General features: G+C 38.4%; 16 protein-coding genes. 12 read left to right on the top strand and 4 right to left on the bottom strand.

Annotation, left to right across the window (positions count from 1 at the left end; translation table 11 throughout):
• The coding region (locus tag J7384_RS09005; RefSeq protein ID WP_209111306.1) for an integrase core domain-containing protein at positions 1–93 on the top strand (93 nt) is incomplete at its 5' end.
• 50 nt (positions 94–143) lie between these two features.
• Here the strand turns inward: J7384_RS09005 and J7384_RS09000 are convergent.
• The 4 genes from J7384_RS09000 to J7384_RS08985 all read right to left on the bottom strand — a co-directional run bounded on the left by J7384_RS09000 (position 144) and on the right by J7384_RS08985 (position 7,878).
• Complete coding sequence (locus J7384_RS09000; RefSeq protein WP_209113208.1) at positions 144–977, bottom strand: PEP-CTERM sorting domain-containing protein; 834 nt, start codon at positions 975–977, stop codon at positions 144–146.
• A 162-nt stretch (positions 978–1,139) separates the two neighbouring features.
• Positions 1,140–3,908: an XrtA/PEP-CTERM system TPR-repeat protein PrsT gene (prsT, locus tag J7384_RS08995; RefSeq protein WP_209113206.1), complete on the bottom strand. Its 2,769-nt coding sequence runs from the start codon at positions 3,906–3,908 to the stop codon at positions 1,140–1,142.
• 15 nt (positions 3,909–3,923) lie between these two features.
• Positions 3,924–6,686 carry an XrtA/PEP-CTERM system TPR-repeat protein PrsT gene (prsT, locus tag J7384_RS08990; RefSeq protein WP_209113204.1) on the bottom strand — a complete coding sequence of 921 codons (2,763 nt, stop codon included), beginning with the start codon at positions 6,684–6,686 and terminating at the stop codon, positions 3,924–3,926.
• 145 nt (positions 6,687–6,831) lie between these two features.
• Positions 6,832–7,878, bottom strand: coding sequence for a GNAT family N-acetyltransferase (locus J7384_RS08985; RefSeq protein WP_209113202.1), 1,047 nt, complete (start codon positions 7,876–7,878; stop codon positions 6,832–6,834).
• Between the two features lie 160 nt (positions 7,879–8,038).
• Between J7384_RS08985 and J7384_RS08980 the strand changes: the two genes are divergently transcribed.
• Genes J7384_RS08980 through J7384_RS08930 form a run of 11 tightly spaced genes read left to right on the top strand, consistent with a single transcriptional unit; the run spans position 8,039 to position 22,262 of the window.
• Positions 8,039–10,606: a hypothetical protein gene (locus tag J7384_RS08980; RefSeq protein WP_209113200.1), complete on the top strand. Its 2,568-nt coding sequence runs from the start codon at positions 8,039–8,041 to the stop codon at positions 10,604–10,606.
• A 2-nt stretch (positions 10,607–10,608) separates the two neighbouring features.
• Entirely contained in the window at positions 10,609–11,568 is a 960-nt protein-coding gene (locus tag J7384_RS08975; RefSeq protein ID WP_209113198.1) for a glycosyltransferase family A protein, read from the top strand.
• Positions 11,569–11,570: 2 nt separating this feature from the next.
• A complete protein-coding gene (locus J7384_RS08970; protein WP_209113196.1) occupies positions 11,571–12,686 on the top strand; it encodes a glycosyltransferase in 1,116 nt (371 codons plus the stop codon).
• The gene (locus J7384_RS08965) at positions 12,686–13,675 is read left to right on the top strand and encodes a polysaccharide deacetylase family protein (protein ID WP_209113194.1); all 990 of its coding nucleotides are present in this window, start codon (positions 12,686–12,688) and stop codon (positions 13,673–13,675) included. The genes J7384_RS08970 and J7384_RS08965 overlap by 1 nt, the downstream gene beginning before the upstream one ends.
• Complete coding sequence (locus tag J7384_RS19680; protein WP_209113192.1) at positions 13,672–14,718, top strand: GNAT family N-acetyltransferase; 1,047 nt, start codon at positions 13,672–13,674, stop codon at positions 14,716–14,718. Before J7384_RS08965 ends, J7384_RS19680 begins: the two co-directional genes overlap by 4 nt.
• 8 nt (positions 14,719–14,726) lie before the next feature.
• Complete coding sequence (asnB, locus tag J7384_RS08955) at positions 14,727–16,637, top strand: asparagine synthase (glutamine-hydrolyzing) (protein WP_209113191.1); 1,911 nt, start codon at positions 14,727–14,729, stop codon at positions 16,635–16,637.
• Positions 16,638–16,640: 3 nt separating this feature from the next.
• On the top strand, positions 16,641–17,789 hold the full coding sequence (locus J7384_RS08950; protein ID WP_209113189.1) for a glycosyltransferase family 4 protein: 1,149 nt from the start codon (positions 16,641–16,643) through the stop codon (positions 17,787–17,789).
• Entirely contained in the window at positions 17,779–18,753 is a 975-nt protein-coding gene (locus tag J7384_RS08945) for a capsular polysaccharide synthesis protein (protein ID WP_209113187.1), read from the top strand. Before J7384_RS08950 ends, J7384_RS08945 begins: the two co-directional genes overlap by 11 nt.
• 14 nt (positions 18,754–18,767) lie before the next feature.
• Complete coding sequence (locus J7384_RS08940) at positions 18,768–20,198, top strand: oligosaccharide flippase family protein (RefSeq protein WP_209113185.1); 1,431 nt, start codon at positions 18,768–18,770, stop codon at positions 20,196–20,198.
• A 4-nt stretch (positions 20,199–20,202) separates the two neighbouring features.
• On the top strand, positions 20,203–21,300 hold the full coding sequence (locus tag J7384_RS08935; protein WP_209113183.1) for an acyltransferase: 1,098 nt from the start codon (positions 20,203–20,205) through the stop codon (positions 21,298–21,300).
• Between the two features lie 8 nt (positions 21,301–21,308).
• Positions 21,309–22,262 (top strand): glycosyltransferase, encoded by a 954-nt coding sequence (locus tag J7384_RS08930; protein ID WP_209113181.1) that lies wholly within the window; start codon positions 21,309–21,311, stop codon positions 22,260–22,262.
• The last annotated feature ends 50 nt before the right edge of the window (positions 22,263–22,312 follow it).

The raw sequence follows: 22,312 nt of genomic DNA, 5'->3' as shown, positions 1-22,312 counted from the left end.
ATGGTCGAGGAATCAGTTGTTATCTATAATCAACGAAGGCCACACATGGCCTTAAAATACAAAACGCCCGATGAAGTACATCGAGCGTTTTAGCGTAAATAGTGTCAACCTATACTAGGACAACACAGTATTTATTTTTTAGATTAGATTTTACGGCGGCGAGCTACACCTAAGCCTAACAAACCTAAACCGAATAGCGCTAATGTTGCTGGCTCTGGAACAACACCTACTTCATCAATTGCTAAATCTGTAGCACCTGAACTGCTTGTAATTAAAGCAAAAATACCAGTTACTTGCTCAAAATTAGCGGCAGTCGTATCAGTATTAAAGCTGTTGAAAGAGGCAGTAATAGTTTCCGCAGGGTCACCTAAACCAACTTCTGTAGTAGAATTGATAGTTGTGTAAGAAACCCCGTTAAGTCCTCTTAAAAAAGCAGTGTCATAACCGGTGCCATTTTGATAAAGACTGTTGAAGAAACCTGGGTTTGCTAAATCGGCTAAGTTAGAAATGACGAATAATTCCAAAGAAAAGCTTAAGTCAATTGAAGAAACATCAAAATAAAAGCTATCAGAAGCACCATCATTAGTTAAGTCTTCTAGTACAGATAAATCGCCACCTAAAGCTGCAGGTAAAGCTGCAGGGTTTGAATAAAATAAACCTAGTGATGCGTTTACACCAGGATCCATTGCTAAAAATAATGAACCACCACCTGCTCGTGCACTAGCGTTACCCACAGGGTTATTATCTTGGTTGATAAGCAATGTAGCATCTACAATACCATCAGGGCTAACTTCTCGGTCTTGGGCAAACGAACCAGTGCCATCTGCAGCCAAATCCAAAGATAAGTTAAATGGCGTATTAGCAGCGCCGCCAAAAGGATAATCAAAACTATCAAGAACTACTTGGTTAGCACTTGCAGTAGATACAGCAGCAACTGAAAGAACACCTGCAGCCAAAATTCTCTTTAAGTTAAACATATTAATCTCCACTTCCCTAAAACTGATTTTTCAAGTTGTATACTCTACAGACTTCTAAGCAGGCAATATGCCACAAATAAAAAACAATTAAATATCAGGACCTTGCTTCACATTAAATATATTCCAAGTGTCTCTATGTAAAAGAAATTGACAATGTATTTACTACCAGTTTAATCCCATTTGGGTTATTTGCTCTTTTTCAATGTCATTCAAATTATCTAGTCCATCAATTATTTGCTGAGCTTCCTCTTTTCTATTCAAAACAACGAGAGCTTTTGCTTTGTGAAGACTAAAATCGTTATTTTCTCCATTAATCGATAGCGCTTTTTCAAAGCTAACTAAGGCCTGCTCTGCTTTATTATTTAACAATAATGCTTGTCCATAGGTATCAAGTATTGATGGATTATTTGGAGCTTTTTTAAAAGCCCTTTCTGCATAGTGGATGGCCTGATTTTTGTCGTTACGCTCAACGTGAATAAAAGCAAGGTTGTTCAAACTAAGTAGCTGTTCTGGCTCGAGCTCTAAAATGTCCAAATACACTCGCTCAGCCAGTTCATACTTGGATTCATACATATATGCATTGGCTAACATAGCTAGCACAGGCGCAGAACTACCAACTCTATTTAAGTGCGCTTTTAACACATCAATTGAAGCTGAAACTCCCTCTGTTCTAGCGACTGAACGAGAAAGCTGAATCACGCTATAGTCAGAACGATTGTCGCCATACGCTTTGCGATAATACCGGCTCGCTGCTTCCATATCGTTCTTTGAAAAAGCTAGGTTTCCTAACGTGCTAGCCAACAACCAATGTTCTTTAGCTATTGACGATTCTTGCAACTCAGATAACAAGCTATTCGGTGGAACTCTGTTAAGCCGAGACATATAGTTAGCCTTAAACAACTTAAACCCGATATGATCAGGGTGATATTGAAGGGCGTTATTAACTTGAGTAAGCGCGTTATCTATGTTCTTTTCTCGTTCAAACATAGTAACCAACTTTGAATGAGCTAGAACACTATCTGGGTTGGATTTTAATACTGATTCATAGTAGACAATCGCTGATTTATTATCTCCTTTGGCGGCAAATATATCTCCAATTAACAAGTCAACGCCCTCAGCTGGCTTAGCACTTGTTTTTATTGCCTCAAGTAACGTTAAAGCTTCGTCAAAACGCTTTTCTGTACTGTAAAAATAAGACAGACCTATTTTCAATCCTTGCGCATCTGGCTTTTTCGCTATTTCCGCTTTGTAGAATTTTTCAAATTCGGTTTGAAATTCTTTATTTTTGTTTACAAATGCGAGTATAGCTTTCATCCCTGGAGAAAAATTTGGATTAGCAGATATTATTTTTGAATAGTACTCGAAAGCTTGACGAAAATTTTCTTCCGCGTTTGCGTATACTGCTAACAAGTACATCGCTAATACATTATTAGGGGACTCTTTTAGTACTTGGGTCAGTATTTTCTTTGCATTGTCATGCTGCTCTAATGTTTGCTGGATTCGAGCGCTAAACAATAATCCTTTGATTCTATATTGCTCCTCTTGTTCCCATTTGTTCGCAATATTCTGCGCCTTCGTTATTTGTGTATTGGAGAGGTACGCGTTGGCCAATTGAGTTTCTACTTCAATAGCACTTGGGTTCAATGCTAGCGACTGCTCCAGTAGCTTGATGCCTGCTTCAATTTCATCCAAACTAAACTTAGTTAACGCCTGTTGCTGTAAGTCGGAAAAATCTTCGCTATTTAACAAAATAGCTGCATCTAATAAATTTTTACCTGTATCCTGTTTTCCCTTTTTTATTAATTCCTGACTTACTGCAATAAGCATACTTGAATCAACATTGCCAACTTCAGCTAATTGCTGATAGGTATTTACAGCATCAGCTTCGTAACCAAGCCGCCATTGTAGTTCTGCTATCAACCGCTTAACTATGTGATCGCTTGGCAAAAGATCCTTCATTTTAACAAGGTAGTTATATGCACTTTCGTACTCACCTAAGTTATATGCGCTGATACCAGCAACTATTCTAGGTACGTGAAGTTCGATCCCACTAGACAAAGACTTTTCCGCATAATTAATTGCTTCTCTATAATCCTTTCTTTGAAACATCAATTGAGATTTATATTGATTTGCAAGAGGTGAACTTTCGCTAACGCTGAGTAATAAATCGACGTTCTTTTCAGCTTGCTCGTATTGTTCGTTGTGAATCAGACTATTGGCTATCAAATAAAGCACACTATGATCTTTAGGTACTGCTTTATATCGAGTTTGATAAGCTTCGGTTGCCGCGAGGTAATCTTCTAAAGCAAACAAGGTATTACCTTTCAAAAGCAATGACTCATAACTCAAAATGCCATCGATATTGGCTTCATTTACTTGCGCTAATGCTCGGGAAAAATCTTGTTTAATAAAGGACAAGTACGCTTGGGATAGGGGAGTAACTGTTGTTTGTCCAATACTGATCGATTGATTGAAAAAATCTTCTGCTTTACTGAGATCTTTATCAGTAAAAGCGGCGAGCCCGGCAAAAAAGAGGATGCTACTATAATACTCATCAGGTAAAGAACCACTTTGAGCAATGAGTTCATCTAGGCCAACCAAATCACCGGTTTTTGCATATGCGTATGCAAGTTCCATTGCCAATTGTGGAGACGAAGAACCTAACTCCAGTGCTCGAGATAGTTCTTTTTCAGCACTGACATAACTCCCTTGGTAGAGATAAGTATTACCAAGAATTTCTCGAATTTTCACATTTTGAGGAGCCTTAACTACTGCGTTTTTAAAGTGAACGATTGCTTGCTGATAGTCTTTACTAGCAGCAGCTTTCTGCCCTTCAGCTAGAAACTCGTCTGCAGATTTGTCACCACAAGCAACTAAAAACAAAAGAACTGTAGAACTAAGACCCAACTTAAACTTTTTAATTGGTAACACGGGATATCTCCTGTTTTATATGCGCTTGAGTAAATTCGCTACTTTTTGCTTTTGCGATTGAGTTGTCGTTCTAATTTCTGTAAGTAGTTTGCTCGCCTCATTTTTTCGACCATTCTCAATTAATACATCGACGTAATTCAGCATAATGTCAACATCCTCTTGTTTCGAGCGCTCGGTTGCTTCTTTAGCCTTTGCCAACGCATCTCTTTTTTTATCAAGCTTTAATAAAATTTGTCCATATGTATCTGCAACATTTGCGATATTTGGTGCTAGTTTGTATGCCTTTTCGATATATTTTTCAGCTTGTTGAAGCTCACCACTGTCCATGGTCAGCCACGCTAGGTTGTTTAGCGCTAAAACGTTGTTTGGATGCTGTTCAATTATTTTTTGATAGTGCAGTTTAGCTTTGTCGTGGTCCTTCGCTAAATACTGACTAGCAACTAAGCTTCTCACTCGAGTGTCTTGAGGACTATTACTTAAATACTTTTCAAGTAATTCAATTGAACTCTCTTGCTGATCGTTTTTACTCAATGCAATCGCTAAATAGACAGCATTGTCTCCTGAGGGTTGCGCTCGATAAAATGTTTTTAACTCTGGAATAGCCGCTTGATAATCTTTTTCAATAAGTTTTATGCGTCCTTTAATGCCGGCATACAGTTCTGGTCTCAGTTCAAGCGTTTTTAAGTCTTCATACAAAAGTGCAGCGTCATCTGCTCGTTCAAGATCAAGTAATATCTGCATTTTGCCAAGCTTTAACAGTAAACTATCACTGTGTTGATCGTTCAATGCTCGATTGATTTGAGTTAGCGCTTTTTCTCGCTGATTAGATAGCTTGTAATAGTTAGCAAGATAAACCACTGGCTCTACGTGATAAGGGTTTAACTTACGCCACTCTTCTAATGTCGAACGAACCTTATCTTGATCTTTTAATCGGCTGTGCACTACTAATGTTTGTATCCATACTTCTTTCGATGTTCCGATAGACTTTTCAAGTCCCTTTAAAACACTCAAGGCTTGTTTATATTGCTGCTTGTCGACTAAAGCGCCGGTGTAAACTAATACTAGCGGAGTACTCGTGGTATTTTGAGCAAGTGCGTTACTTATTTTTTCAATAGCAATATCATCTCTGTGAATAATATAGTTATATTGAAGTGCTTTTGGACTATTTGGATATAATTCGATGGCATCATTGATATAGCGCTTCGCTTTATCCAACTCTCCTTGTTGGAAGTTAACCCTCGCTAACTCTGTCAATGCGTATAGACCATCAGCTCCCTTTTGATAACTAGCTTCTAACTCAGATTTAGCTGCTGCCATGTCGTTCTTTAAAAAGTAAATAGCGGCGAGTAAATTATGTCCTTCAGACGATTCAGGGAAATCTGTTTGCCACTGTTTTGCTATTTCTAGAGCTTTATCTAGTTCACCTCTTTTAACTGCACTGTGAGCTAACAATAATCTTGCTTGTTTAAGTTTTGGGTTGTTTTCTGCAATATCTTCAAGTTCAGCGATATTAGGGTTATTATTCATCAACACACTCAGTGCACTAGCGCGTAACCTATCCTCTGTGTTGTCAAAATTGACTTTTGCCTTAGATGCTAATTTTTTTGCTTCACTGACAGCTCCTAGTGAGTATAGGTTTGCACTCAATGTCGACAAAAACTGATTGTCTTGAGCGTTTTTAGGTGAAAAGTCAGACAAGGCGTCACTGATATTCTCTATCAAACCTAGTTCCAAACGGCTCAAAATATACATTTTTTGAGCTGGGTGTTCTGCTGGTAAATACTCTACTATCGCAGATAAATGATAATTAGCTTGCTCAAAGTTTTTCAGGTTGTATGCGCTAACACCTGCCAAAAGCTTAACTGGCAACTGCTGAAAACCAGCTGTTAAAGCCTTATCTGCGTAATCTTTTGCGTTTTCGTAATTTTGTTTTGCAAACTCCGCAGCAGCTTTAATATGGTTAGCTAGCGGTTGATTAGGTAATGCGGTCAAAATAATATCCGCGTATTTTTCGGCATCTGCGTATTGTTCGTTATTTAGGTAAGCTTCAGCTAACATCAAATACGCAATATTTACTGCAGGTTGGGCTTCTACATATAACTTTAAGCTCTCGGCAGCTTGCTCATAGTTTTGTTGAACGTTGGCTATTTGCGCTTGCAACATCAGTGCTTCAGGGTTACTTTTAGATTGACTTAGCGCTCGCTTGACCAGTAATTCCGCTTTATCGACATCTTCTGTAGCAGCAGCGTGATATGCTTTAGCCAAAATAGAGAAAAAACTGCCGGGAACTAAACTTTCCGCTTCATTTGCACTTTCTGTCGCCTGGTCGAGCTGCTCTAAACGGATATGAGCTAGTGTTTTATACGCTAAATACTCAACTTTCATTTCAGAAGATAACTTTTCAGTATTTTTTAACTCAAGAATTTCCTGAAAATTGTCAGAAATAAGGTAAGCTCTTGCTAACAAAGGTAAGGCTGTATATTTCTGCTTGTCTAACTGTCTCACCTTTTCAAGTTCTTTTACTGCACTCAGGCCATCGCCTTGTCCTAGGTATGCCTGGCCAAGCATTAACCTAGCATTGACATTATTCGGTTCGGCAACAATAGCGTTTTTTAATAAAATAATTGACGCAGAAAAATCTTCTGATGCCAGATGTGTTTGTGCTTCACTAATATAATCATCTGCAGATTTATTGTCCGAGCAAGCGGTGATGCCGCAAATAATAGCTCCGGTAATTGCCGTTTTTAACCATTTCTTAGGTGTTAATATAGAAAGCATCGTTACGTCCTTAATAAATTTTTGACGTGTCGCTAAACTTGTTATTCAGCGTGTTAAAAGTGAAAATCGAATATTAATACAGTTACACTATGTTTTAATATACAAAGAAAGTCAGTGAAACAAACAATAACATCGTCCGATCATTTTATCTTATCAAGATATCCCTTATTTTGTTTTTTGCAACTCGCATGAAACGTTCAATACGCAATAATGTGCTCTCTCGATAAAACACTATCATTTTTTGTTCGTATTTTACGTTAGACATCGAAGCTTTATAACGCGCCTCTCCTGCTAAAAAGTCATACACAGACATCCCTCTATTCGCATAGTACTCTATTGATTTTTGATGCACTAACATACCTACTTTCACTTTAGGATCAGAGAAACGCTCCAAGGCAGAAAGATAAAAATTAACCTTACCTTCATGTACAAAATTAATTAAATAAGCGACTGGCGACTGGTTTAAAGTTAACACTGAGAATTCAGTTTTATCGTTTTGTATTAAATTGTGAATCATGGCCTGAAAATGCATGTTTTCAAAGCCACTTGGAGTAACAGTGCCTTGCCAGCGAAACTTATGTAGACGCTGAATGTTCGTGTATTGCTCGTTTTTATCAGCCCTGCCAGTTAGTACTTCAAAACACAATTCACCCTGTGAGGACAATATTTTTTCGGTTTGTCGAATTTTTTGGCGCGTTTTTCGCGATAGAACTTGGGCTGCATATTGCCATTCGTCGCTTTCTAGTGTGACAGAGTAGCCAACATCATCAATCAAAATTCGTTTCCGATCGGCTATACCAGCATATTCTTGGTATACCTCTTTACCAGCCATACCAAGAATAAACTCTTGCCATTGCTTTTGCTTTAGTAAAAAGCTGCATATTGCACGGTTAACTATATGCTCATAGCCGATTGCTGCTAAAGCGGTATTTTCCTCAATCCAGCATTGATCATAAGCATGACATCCCGAACGGTTTAACCACCACTGTGATGTATTAAATACACCAAGTGTTTTGCGACGCTTTTCAACAATAACAGCAAGCCCAACTAACCGTTTTGATTGCAAAACTTTAACAAGAAAAAAATCCATTGGCAGTTGCTTCAACCACGAGCCAATCCAATCCCAAGTTAAGAAAAAGCTCGTTGAGCTATTTTTTTCGAGTTCAAGCCAAAGCGCAGCAATATCACTCAATGCTAGCTCTTTACTGGATTGCGTGATTACAGATAAATCCGACGGCATTGTTTTCCATTAATTTGTGAATCTTACCCATTAAACAATTGACAAAGAACACTATTCAACCGCACTATTTATGCCCATATGCCACCAATCACAGTGTATTTCTTTTTCTACAATGTTGGAAGTTCCATTTAAAATAACAAAAAAAAATTCAACTGATGAAACAAACCCTTATGTTTGTTTTTCACTTCCAGTTGGAAAAGGTCAACTCTATTCAGCAGATGAACTAACCGTCGAACGCAATCAAAATGAATTGGTCGATGCAGATTTTGATGTACTTGCTCGCTGGCCAGATAAATCGATTAAGTGGTTTCAATGCAAATTTTTTGATTCATTGACTAATGATAGCTCCTATGTTGTCAAACAAGTGACGAGTAAATTAACGCCTTCATCGACAGCAGTTCCGGTAACAATTGAGAGCCAAGACAGCATTATTGTTAAAACAGAAGGTTACCAATACCAGCTTAACAAAAATAAACTAGCGATAAACAATTTAAGCTGTTCATTAGAGCTCAATGATCAAAAGGCGAGCAAGCTGGTAGAAAAAGTCACTTGCATCAATTATGACAACAAAATTAAAAGAGTATCCAACACATTAAAATACGAAGGCAGATTTACTAGTGGCGATATTGTTGTTGCCGAATATGATGCCGACTTAACCTTTTTTGCAAAGCTGCCGATTATCAAGCTGGCACTAACGTTAAGAAACCCTAAGCCAATGATACATCACGGTGGAAAATGGGATCTGGGTAATGAGAATTCATTTTTATTTAATAGTTTGGGGCTAATATTCAACCAAGTCGACAACACTACAACCCTGCGAGTATCCCCAAGTACCAGTGGCGTTAAGCAAAATGGTAATTTCACTCTATATCAAGCGTCGAGTGGAGGTGAGAATTGGCAGTCTACCAACCATGTCAATGCGAACAATAAAGTCGTGCTGCCTTTTAAAGGCTATCAACACAAATACAATGAAACATCTCAAATGGGAGATAGAGCTGCTCCTACAATTGCATTTAAGGCATCGCAAAATACCATCACTGTGCACCTTGAAGACTTTTGGCAAAACTTCCCTAAAGCGCTATCGAAAAATAGCGACAAACTAACTATTGGCTTATTTCCTGATGAGCATATTGAGCCTCATGAGTTATTGCCAGGAGAGCAAAAAACTCACACTGTTTGGTTGAGTTTAGAAGAAAGCTATAACGTTGAAGCGTTTGCCAATCACAACAGAGTAGTTATTTCCCCAGAGTACCTTAGCCAGACTAACGCAATACCATTTTTTGCGACACAAGAGGATGTTGCTCAAGATAATATAGATCGTTTGATCCAACTTGGTCTTACACATGAGAACAATTTTTTCGCGAAACGTGAGCAAATTGACGAGTATGGCTGGCGCAATTTTGGTGATCTCTACGCAGACCACGAAACATTGGAGTACCAAGGTGATGAACAACTAATTTCCCATTACAACAATCAATACGATCCATTATACGGTTTTCTCAGACAATACTTATACAGTGGGGATAGTCGCTGGTTAACACTGGCAAATGATTTAGCTACACATGTAAAAGATATTGATATTTATCACACTAACGACGACAAAGCCGAGTATAACAACGGCCTATTTTGGCACACAGATCATTATTTGCCTGCAATCACAGCTGGTCATCGCACCTACTCTAAATTTCAACAAGCAAATGCCTATCAAGATCACTCGGCTGGCGGTGGCCCTGGTGGTCAACACTGCTATACCACAGGACTGATGCTGCATTACTTTCTTACCGGCTCATCATCATCAAAATCGGCCGTCCTAAAACTTGCCAATTGGGTATCAGCCTTTTATGAAGGCGACGGTACATTCCTTGACGCTCTGCTTCGAATAAAACAAAGCAATAGTATCGGCAACAAAAATGTCATCATGGATCAATATCCTCTCGATAGAGGCACAGGGCACTACGTTGTTGCACTTATCGATGCTTTTGAGGTTTCCGGAGAACAGTCGTATTTAGACAAAGCGGGCTTGGTGATCAAAAAGACTATTTTTGCTGATGAAAAAGTGGCGTCGAGAAACCTCGACAATGTAGAAGAGACATGGTTTTATACAGTATTTTTACAAGCAGTCTCTCGTTATTTAATAACCAAAGAACATAACTCTCAGTTTGACAGTGCCTATCACTATGCTGGCAAAGCACTACTAACTTTTGCTTACTGGATGGGTGAAAACGAAAAACCATATTTGGACACACCAGAGATACTAGAATACCCAAACCATACATGGGCAGCACAGGATATTCGTAAAGCCAATGTCTTATATTTTGCTAGCCGTTATCTCAATGAGGACAAAAAAGAACAAGCTCTAGCTGCTGCCGATAAAATATACCAATATGTAGGTAATACGCTAATAGATGAAGATACTCACTATTTCACACGTATTCTGAGCATACTCATGCAAAACCATGGTGTAAAAGAGTACTCTCAAGATTCATATCAAAATTCAAAACTGCTAATTCAAAATAAACGCGACACAAAAAGCCTTGCTGCCCAACCAACCAACAACAAGCGCAATGCCCTAAAACTGTCAATAAAGCGTTTAGCCAAAAGTTCGCTCAAAAAAGAGGTAAATTGGCTCAGAAAGCGGGTTAGCAAATTTGACAAACTCTTAAAGACAATAGCGGAATAATCATGGCCGAAGTCAGCTTTATCATCCCTCATAAAGGTAGAGAAGAACTTCTTTATCAGACAGTTGAATCTATTTTCAAGCAGGACTATCCGGTTGATAAAATTGAAGTTGTCATTGTTAGTCAAAACGAATCGTTAGAATTATTGAACTCTGATTTAAAAGCTTACCAAGAACAAATTAACGTTCTGTTGGTTGACCCATCGGGCACAGTTTCAAAATCGAGAAATATAGGTGCTCAGAACGCTTTAGGAGATTATCTCGCTTTTATAGACTCAGATATCGATCTTTCTAGTCATTGGCTCAGTGCGCTAAAGCAACAACTAGACAGCGATACTCATACTTTACTCGTTAGTGGTCAACAGGTCTGTGCTGAAGGATGCCCGGATATAGAGCGCTTGCGCACTGCAATGGTCAACACCGACTTAGATCAACAAGTATCATTTTTACCCGGCTGTAACTTATTACTCAAGCGCTCAACATTTGAACAAGCAGATCGTTTTCCCGAGCAATTCATCTCCTGTGAAGATTTCATTTTTACCAATAAAGTCAGTCAATTTGGTAAAATAATTCACAGCTCGGCGGCAAGTTTCGTTCACTTAGGTGAAGACAAGAGCTGGAAAGAACTGTTCAACAAAGAAATGTGGCGAGCACGCTCTAACTTATCGTCGTTACTTGGACGGAAAATACCACTATCCGAAATTCCAAGTTTAGTCACACCTCCATGGGTTATCATATTTGCCCTATTAGCGATATTGTTTTTGTTAACAACGCAGTATCAATTCGCCTTATTTAGCTCAGCCCTCATGTTGTTGCCTATTTTGTTGTATAGCTCAAGATTGTTCAGTAAGCTGGCAAAAAAAATTAGCTATAAACTTATTTTTAAGTTCTACCTAGTGTATTTTAGTGCTCGAGGCATTGGAACGTTCCGAGGCTTGCTGGCTAATGTACAGGGAAAAAAATAAACATGCCTGGTCAAAAATTAAAAGTATTACAATTCATTTGTTCAACGGGCTTTTACGGTGCCGAACGCTGGGTGCTGGCGCTGAGCAAGCATCTCGACAAAGAGCAATTTGAAAGCGAATTAGCCGTCACCCTTGAAGACAACTCCCAAGATTTAGAATTAGTTAAACACTTTAAAAAGCTTTGCGGTACCGCTCACGAAGTACCGATGTCAAACCCATTTGATTTATCTGTGGTCACCAAGCTTGCCGAGCTTATCAAAGCGCGTAACATTGATGTTATCCACACTCACGGTTACAAATCAGATATATTAGGGATTCTCGCCGCCAGAAAAGCCGGTATAAAAGTTGTTGTCACACCCCACGGTTTTGAAAATGCTGATGACTTCAAACTGAGAACATTTATTTGGTTGGGCTGCCAAGCAATGAGGTTTGCCGACAAAGTTGTCCCGTTATCACCTCAGCTTTGTGAAGACGTCAAACCATATGGGATTAAAGCCCCCAAACTAGAATATATTCAAAACGGTGTTGATTTATCGGAGGTCGATGAACAACGTCAAAAACCGTTCGAAAAAGACAAGAATATAAAGCACATCGGCTTTGTAGGTCAGATGATTAGTCGAAAAAACATTTTTGATTTGCTCGATATTTTTGATGCCTTACAGCAAAAACACGGTAATTTAAAACTGTCCTTACTTGGTGATGGTGAACAGCGTCAAGAACTCGAGCAATATGCCAGTAAACTAGCTTCTAACCAAGATATTCACTTTCTAGGATTTAGAGACGACAGATTAGAGTTGCTGCAATCATTTGATTTATTTGCTATGACATCAACGTTAGAAGGTATCCCCCGCTGTTTAATGGAAGCGACAGCAATGGGTATTCCAGTTGCGGCCTATGATATCGCCGGGATAGATCAACTTATTAGTCATGGTGACACGGGATTATTGGCCAAATTAGGCGACAAACAGACCCTTCAATCTTACTGGGAAACAATGTTGTTTGACCAAAACGAAGCATCTAGACTTGCCGATGCCGCGCGCGCCTATGTCAATCAACACTACTCAGCTCAGCGCATGGCAAATGAATACGCTGAACTCTTTGAGAGGCTAGTCGACTAATGGCAAAGCCAGAGGTTTTATTTATTCTCAGTGTTGATACCGAAGAAGAGTGGGATTGGTCTGGCCCCTTTCCCAACAGTGACTTTTCAGTGGATAACGCAAAAGAATTACCTGCTTTTCAAAACTTTTGCCAAGAGCTCGGTATCAAGCCGACCTATTTAGTTGATTATGCAATCGCTAACGACCCTTATGCGGTATCGATACTGACCGGTTTTAATCAAAATGAATGCGAAATTGGTGCTCATTTGCACCCATGGGCAAACCCACCGTTTTTTAATGAAACTAGCGAATTTACCTCTCATGTTGTCAATTTGCCCATTGAGCACGTCGAGCAAAAGTTAGCAGCCTTAGTTGAGAAAATTAAAGAAAACTTCCAGCTCACACCAAACAGTTTTCGCACCGGGCGTTGGGGTATCAATGGCGAAGTTATAAAGTTACTCGAAAAATATAACATAAGCGTCGATTCAAGCGCTTATCCCTTGTATGTAAACAAGTATTTTTCTTGTGAACAAGCACCGTGTAAACCTTATTGGCCGGCATTAACTGACACAAATTTATCGGGCCAACAAAAAGCTGTGTTAGAGATCCCGGTCACCACAGGTTTTAATCGTTCTGCGACTCAATTGTGTCAAGCGATACACAAAGCATGTGAACACAAACCTCTGAGTTGGCTGAGATTAAATGGATTACTGTGGCATAGTTTATTACTTAGAAAGTTGTATTTAAGCCCTGAGCTTTGTACGTCGTCAGATATGATACGCTTGGTGAAAACACAACTCCAACAGAAGCAACAGGTGTTTCACATGTTTATGCATAGCTCAACCCTAGTTGAACGGGTAACCGGACTCAATAACGAGCCACATGCAAGAGAGTTGTTGTGCCAACGTATCAAAGACGTGATTCACTATATGCAACAATATGTTACTATCAAATTTTGTACTCTCTCTGAAGCACAGACTCATTTAATAGAAAGAGGAATGACTAAGTGACTGTTTTAGTTGCAGACACTTCATATCAAGAGCAATGGAACCGCTTTGTTGCCGAACATGAAGATAGTTCACCTTATCATCAATGGTCATGGCTAGATGCCATCGAACAAGCTTATGGTTTTACGGTATTCCCTTTGATATCGCTCGACGATAAAGGCCAAGTTAACGGTTTGTTTCCTATTGCTATTGTCAAAACACCATTTTCTAAAGGGAAAATGAGCTCACTGCCTTATTGTGATATCGGCGGTGCCTTAGCTGTCAACTCAGGTGTTGAGCAAACATTGCTAGCACACGCGTTATCAATGTGCCAACAATATGGTATTGCGAGCCTTGAAAGCAGAACTAATGAGCTCGAAAGCCAAGATATTAATGAGTTTGCAAAAGTCAGAATGATCTTACCTCTACCTGACTCTTCTGAGCAATTAATGGCAGGCTTTAAATCGAAACTGCGCAGCCAAATCAAAAAAGCGAGCAAAAATGGCCTAACCGCAACGGTTGGCAACGACTCTCAACACCTCGCTGGTTTTTATCAAGTATACAGTCGCAATATGCGAGATTTGGGATCGCCAGCCCATAGCTTTCAATGGTTTAAAAGTATTGTCGAAGGCTATGGCAGCAACGCTATCATTGCAAATGTTTACAAAGAAGATACCGTCGTCGGCGCAGGTATTGTGCTCATATCAGGTAATAAATGTTCAATTCCATGGGCGTCAACTAACGCCGATTACAATCGCCTAGCGCCTAACATGTTGCTCTATTGGACACTGCTCAGTCACGCTAGCGACAACGGTTACATCAGCTTTGATTTTGGCCGTTCAACCCCTGGGGAAGGCACCTATAGATTCAAAGCCCAATGGGGCGCGCAGCCAAGGGGCTTGTTATGGCAAACCTTTCAGCAAGGGCAACTTCAAGAAATACCACCCGTGACACAAACCTCGTCGACTTCAAGTATTAGAAAGCTCGTTGAAACTGTCTGGCAAAAGTTACCAGTGTCAGTTGCCACAACCCTTGGTAGTGCTGTCCGTAAATATATAACTTTATAAGAATAACTATGTGTGGAATTGCAGGATTTACAACATTTGGAACCACGACCGCATCATTAGATAGCGTGCAAAAAATGGGACAAGCCATCTACCATCGAGGTCCGGATGCAGGCAGCGAATACATTGCTGATAATATCGCACTTTGTCATCGCCGTTTGGCGATTATCGACTTATCCGATGCCGGTATACAACCCATGCATTCGTTAGATGACAGATATGTCATCGCGTTTAACGGTGAAATTTACAATTTTCGTGAGCACCGAGATGTACTTATCGCTCAAGGGGTAGAGTTTCGCACCCAGACCGACACCGAAGTTATTTTAGCCTTGTACGCGCTTGAAGGTGAAGCATGCCTCGCCAAGCTAAACGGCATGTTCGCTTTCGCTATTTGGGATAAACAAGAGCAAACCTTATTTATCGCCCGAGATCGTATGGGCAAAAAGCCGCTTTATTACCATTTTGATGGCCAAAACCTGTACTTTGCTTCAGAGCTCAAATCACTACTGGCAATTAATGTCATTCCAAAAGTCATACGCCCTGATGCGGTATATGACTTTTTTGCCTACCAGTACGTTCCCGATCCTAAAACCATCTTTAACGATGTTTTCAAACTAGCCCCGGGGCATTATTTAACGCTCAAAGCTCAGCAATTAGATATTCAGCAATATTGGGATATCTCATTTGCTCAGCAAAACCATTCAGATGAAAAAACGATAAAAAGTGAATTAACGGCGTTAACCAAATCATGCACTGAAAGTAGAATGCTTGCCGACGTGCCATTGGGGGCGTTTTTAAGTGGCGGTGTCGACTCTAGTGGCGTTGTTGCCTTGATGTCGCAAATTGCCAAAGAGCAAGATAATGAAGCCGTAACCACATGCTCAATTGGTTTCGATGATAAAAAATTCAACGAAACTGAGTTTGCGCAAGCGGTTGCAGATAAATACAACACTCAACATCACGAGTTTACTGTTCATCAAAACGTTAATGATAACCTCGCACACATTGTCAGCTTTTTTGACGAGCCATTTGCCGACCCTTCACTGGTGCCAACTTTTTTCGTTTCAGAGCTCGCTAGACAAAAGGTAACGGTAGCGGTTGCAGGTGATGGCGGTGATGAAGTATTTGCCGGTTATGAAAAATACTCTGTTGACCACCTAGAAAACAACTTGCGAGAAAAGTTTCCCAAATGGCTAAGAAAAAGTGTTTTTCCGAGTTTAGCAAACCTTGCTGGTAGTATAAACCTAACGCCATTTCGCAGAGCTAAATCACTACTCAACAGCTTGAGTGTTGATCCAGCCATGGGCTTTTATATTTCAAATTCATTTATCACTGATCAAACTTGGCAAAGCTTGGTCAATAGTGAAATGAAAAGTGAACTTGGCAATTATCACCCATCAAAAGTAACACTAGATGCTTATCACAAAGCTGACGGCACTGACCACTTGGCAAAAATACTCTACACAGATATGAAAACCTATCTGCCAGGAGGAATTTTAGTGAAAGTTGATCGCATGAGTATGGCGAATTCACTAGAAGTACGAGCACCTATTTTGGACTTTAATTTGGTTGAATACGCTGCCCGTATTCCGTCAGCACTGAAGTTTAACACCGTAAAAAACAATGAAAAAAAATACATTCTAAAAGAAATATTTAAGCCTTTTTTACCCAATGATATTTTGTACCGGAAAAAAATGGGCTTTTCTGTACCACTCGCTGATTGGTTGCGCTCGGAAATTAAAGACCTCGCTCAAGAGCACATATTAAATAAGCAGAAAGGCTTAGTTGACTACTTCAAGCCTGAAGCAATAGAACAACTGTGGCACGAACATCAGTCGAAAAAACACGACCATTCAGCCCCCTTGTGGAGCATGCTAATGTTTCAAATGTGGTTCGATCATTACATGACCGAAGGTGGATAGCGCATGACTAAAAAGAAAATAGTTCATCTCACGTACGACATGCGTATTGGCGGCACGGAGACAGTAATAAAAAACTTGGTTGAAGGTACCGACAAAGCACTATTTGACGTTGAAATTTTATGTATTGAACCTGAGCTTGGTCCGTTCGGACAACAATTATTAGACAAAGGTTACAACATTACCAATTTAAATTGGCTTGGTGGGTTTGATCGCGAAGTCATCAAAAATATTCGTCAGTTTATCAAAAAGCATGACATAGATATTTTACACTGTCACCAATATACACCTTGGGTCTATGGTACTCTAGCAGCAACATTGACGAAAACTAAAGTAATTTTCACTGAACACGGACGCTTCTATCCCGATTCGTCAAGTTGGAAGCGGAAACTTATTAACCCTATATTGGTGGCGATGACTGACCATATTACCACCATATCAAAAGCTACTAAACAAGCATTGGTTAAATACGAATTTATTCCAGAATCAAAAATTGAAGTTATTTATAACGGTATTGAGCCTCTGGTACCTGACATAGATGCAGTTGAACGGCTCAAATCCGATTTAAAAATACCTCATGATGCAAAAATTTTAGGGACAGTTGCTCGCCTTGATCCAATAAAAAATCAAACCATGATGCTCAGGGCCTTTGCTCAAGTCTTAAAAGAGTACCCAAATACCTTTTTAGTTATCGTTGGAGACGGTGAAGAGAGAACCAATCTGGAAAACTTAACAGACACATTAGACATTAGAAATCATGTTAGGTTTGTTGGCTACATTGCAAAGCCAGTGAATCATATTCAACTAATGGATATTTTCTTGCTCTCATCATTAAGCGAAGGCACTTCAATGACATTGTTGGAAGCAATGTCATTGGGAAAGCCATTTGTTGTTACCAACGTAGGTGGAAATCCAGAAGTAGTAAATGAATATAACAATGGACTAGTAACACAAAACGACAATTGTGGAAACTTTAGTTTTGCAATTGAGCAACTCTTATTATCAGAAGGCACGCTTAATAACTATGGGGAAAATTCAAGGTCTAGGTTTCAAGATAACTTTTGCAGGAGTAAAATGGTCTATAACTACTTTAGTTTAAAAACATTGAAAGCCAATAAAAATCAATATGATAGGGAAGGTAAAGATGTTAAATAGGTTAAAAGGTATATTAGATGAGTTTTATCAAAATCAAAGAGCAATTAACATCATGTACGCGATACATGTGTTAAAAAATAACTTAGTAATGAAGGCAAAAGGATTCGAGGGTTCACGAGATATATACAAAAAAACCACTTATGCGCTAGTTAAAAAGCTAAACTCCAAGGAGATAAGAAAATTCAAATCAAAAGTAAACAGTAACTCAACTCCGTATAAAGACCAAAAAGTACCAATTTGGGTTTGCTGGTGGCAAGGCGAAGAAAATATGCCAGAGGTCGTAAAATTATGCTTTGAAAGTCTAAAAAAAAATACTCCAGATATTGCCCAAATCAACCTCATTACATTGGAGAACTATAAAAAATATATCGATATACCTGATCACATATTACAAAAGTTTAAAGACAATAAAATCAGCTACACTTTTTTGTCAGATGTGTTGAGGTTTCAACTTCTTCATCAACACGGGGGGTTATGGATTGACTCGACTGTTTACGTTGCAAGCCCTATAGAAAAAAGCGTTTTAAAATCTGAGTATTTTACCCATAGAAGAGTCGGGCACTCTAATAGTATATCAGAAGCAAATTACTCTTCGTTCTTAGTCGGAGGGTACAAAGGGCATAACATTTTTGCATTCATGAATGAAGTTTTTTCTGAGCATCTAAAGAAATACGACAAAATACCAGATTACTGGTACGTTGACTACGCGATGAGAATGGCCTTTGACGACATACCTGCTCTATCTAAAGCCATTAGAGCGGTACCGTATAACAACCCAAATATTTGGCTCCTCAATGAACAACTGAATCAACCATTTGATGATAAGCTAACAAAAAAGTTATTTACAACCACAAGCTTTTTTAAATTGACGTACAAAAGGGAGCTAAAAACACATACAGAGGACGGGAAGCTGACAACATATGGCCATTTAATTCATAAACATCTATCCCCAAATACGCCTTAAGTTCAAGGATTAAAATGTACAAATCAGCGTTGCTATTTTCGTTAATTGAAAAAAACCTTATTTTAATAATACAGTTTATATCTTCCATTATGCTAGCTCGCTTATTGAGTCCCGAAGATTTTGGTGTGTTTGCAATAATCACAACTTTCATTTTTTTAGCTGAAGCGATACAGCAAGTTGGTATACCGAATTATATTCTCAAAGAAAAAGAACTTGATACAAACAAGCTCAGCTCCGCTTTCGCCTTAATGTTAATTTTAGGTGTTTTAATGGCTATCACCCTGTTTTTATTGGCTGATAGTTTGGCCAATTTCTATGATATCCCCTCCCTTCACAATTTAGCGATATTAATGTCAGTTCTTTTATTAATATCTCCTTATAGCGTCATAGAGCGCTCACTATTTCGAAAGCACCTTAACTTTAAGCTAATCGCCAAAATAGATGTTTTTTCGACATTACTTGGAAGCTCAATTTCAGTTTACCTTGCCTATAAAAACGTTGGCGTAACATCCCTAGCATTAGGCTTGATTTCCCAGTATATTGCTGCTGCTATTCTCTTTTATGCTGCTAGCAACCAAAAAGTAAGCTTATTTTCATTTAGTAAGAATAAAGTATTTGAAATATTTAGCTTTACTTATCCATTAGTTGGCTCGAGTATTGTCGGTCAACTAGGAAATTCGCTCCCCAACTTATTTATTGGCAAAGCCTATTCTCAAGCCAGCTTAGGGCAATATGCTAGAGCTGAAGGTACTTCAAATTTATTTGGCAGTATATTCATACAAGGAATCAGACCTGCAGTAGCACCAATTTTTTCGAAATTAAATCATGAAAACAAAGGTGCTACTGAACCTTTAAGCAAAATTACAAACATTTTATGCACTCTAGGGTGGCCAATTTATTTCTTAGTCGCTTTTTTTTCCGAAGAAATAGTTATGTTGATTTACGGAGCACAATGGGGGTTTGCTTCAAATTTAGTCATGTGGTTTTGTGTAAGCCAATCTTTTTTACTTTTGACCGCTTTTTACACAGATATCATGGAAGGCTTGGGGATGAGTATGCCTTTATTAAAGGTACAACTTAACAACCAAATTATAAAACTCATTTCAATAATTATTGCATACTTTTATCAGAGTGATTTTATTTATTTTGTCGCAACTTTTTTAGTAATATTCGCCATATCTCGCCTCGTGTATATGACGGCGGTTTCACGAATGTACTTTAACTATGGTTGGCTTGAGCTGTCAAAAGCAATAGTATCTCCAATTATTTCGACACTTCTTTTTACAGGACCGATATTACTTTTAATGTATCAAAGCAATAATATGGGTGGCAGTAGCCTCGCCATTATCACCTCCCTGTTGACTGGTCTCACGGGTTACTTAATTTATGTACTCAAATTTAATCATATTTTCAAAGATCAAATTAACATCATTCTAAAGAGGTAACAAAGTGACTCGAGCGCTAATTAAGATACTTAAAATATTATCTTTTCAAAATATTATTGTAAGGATATTTAATCGTTATCTTTTTAAAGCTATTGAGAATAACCCATATATTTTCCTTCATATAAAAAACCGTTATCAAGATCAATATCAACGCGATTTGATAAGTGAAATTGGATTCGTTGGCAAAGACTGTAATATTGATGGATTTATGAAGATCAGTGACCCAAAAGGATTAATTCTAGAAAACAATGTACATATAGGTGAAGGAGCATATTTTTACACTAGGGGGAGTATCATAATCAAAGAGCATGCACATTTGAGCAGAAACGTTACTATTTATTCTGCGAATCACAGCTATGAAGCAAATGCCCTTCCATACGATGATAAGTTCTCATATAAACCGGTAATAATAGGTCGAGGAGTGTGGATAGGAAGAAATGTAAATATCCTCCCAGGAGTAAAAATTGGAGACGGGGCGATTATAGGAATGGGTTCGACAATTTCTTCAGATGTAAAACCATATGAAATTGTTACTAGCAACCCACAAAAAGTTGTAAAAAAAAGAGATGAACTTAGATTTCTCGAAAACCTAAGTTTTAACAACTTTGGAGATAAAGATGGGAAATTAATTCCCGATACGAATATTGCAGACTTCTATATCCCCATCAATTCTAAAAAGATAAATCAAGTTTTCTTAATAGTTAATGATCAAACGTTAGTAACAGAGTTACAAGAAGCTTTGGGCCAAATAGAGCATATTCAGTGCATAGTTAATGACAAAATGCACATGCAAGTCATATCACATAATTATCAAAATAAAGTCATTAATTACGAACAAACTGTAACACTAATGACTGAACTGTATGAACTATGTCTTTCTGATGGAAGCCTATACTACATTGAAATACATAAAAATGAATTCCCAATAACTCATATTCTCCATAAAATTTTACCAAACTCCAAGACTATTTACATAGACAATAGAGAGCACCCTATAGCCCAACCAACATTGACGTCTAGTGACCGAGTTTTAATTATCGAAGACAAAAACAAAGAACAAATCTTATGCCAAATTTCAGAGTTCATTAAAAGCTCCCTATAGGAAAAGACATGGATATTACAGTACTATTTTCTACGTTCAACGGCGAAGATACTTTAGAGTTAATGTTATCGAGCCTTTGCGAACAAGACTTTCATGAAGATATCAATTGGGAAGTGATTGCCGTCAATAATAATAGCAACGATTTAACAGCCCAAATTCTAGAGCGATATATAGACAAATTACCACTATCGATTGCCTTTGAAGCTGGTCAAGGTAAAAATAAAGCTCTAAATACTGGGTTAAAATTGGCTCGTGGCAATTTAATCGTATTAACAGATGATGATATTATTGCTGATAGAAATTGGATTCAGCATTACTTCAATTTATCTATAAAAAAACCTCAGTTCGGAATTTTGGGTGGCTGTATATCTCCTTCATGGCCTTGCCCACCACCTCAGCATTTGTTAGACGAAGTTCCTGTAGTGACTGTATTTGCCCTAACGAGCTCAACAGAGCATACTCAAGGTGAAATCGATCCTTGTTCCCTTTTTGGTCCCAATATGGCTGTAAGAAAAGAAATTTTCAGTCAATTAACGTTCAATGAAAACATCGGCCCCGCGGGTAACAATTATGTCATGGGGAGCGAAACAGATTTTTTAAGTAGAGCAGCAAAACTTGGCCATAAAGCATTTTTTTCTGAAACCGTTAAAGTACAACATATAATTAATAAGCATCAATTCTCTCCCATTTGGATTAGCCAAAGAGCATTTAAAGCAGGAAGAGCCCTCATACATGAAACTATTCGAAATGGCTCTTTCAATTTAAAAAACAAAGAGTTTATCAATTACCCAAGGTGGGCATTGTTCCAGTATGTATACAACTATTGCCTACTTAAAACGATTAAAATTTTTAAGAATAAAAACTCTTTAGGTTATTACAAACAACATTGGAATACCTATTTTGTAAAGGGTTATGCAAGCGAGTACAAAAAACAACGTTTAAAGCATAAATCAGTCGAATAAATTCAGCTACTTTAGCTGCTATCGCCCTTGAGTTTAACCAATCATATAGT

It is taken from the genome of Endozoicomonas sp. G2_1, from assembly GCF_017744155.1.
Classification (GTDB): Bacteria; Pseudomonadota; Gammaproteobacteria; order Enterobacterales; family Alteromonadaceae; genus JAGHQT01.
This window is presented reverse-complemented; position numbering and strand designations above follow the sequence as displayed.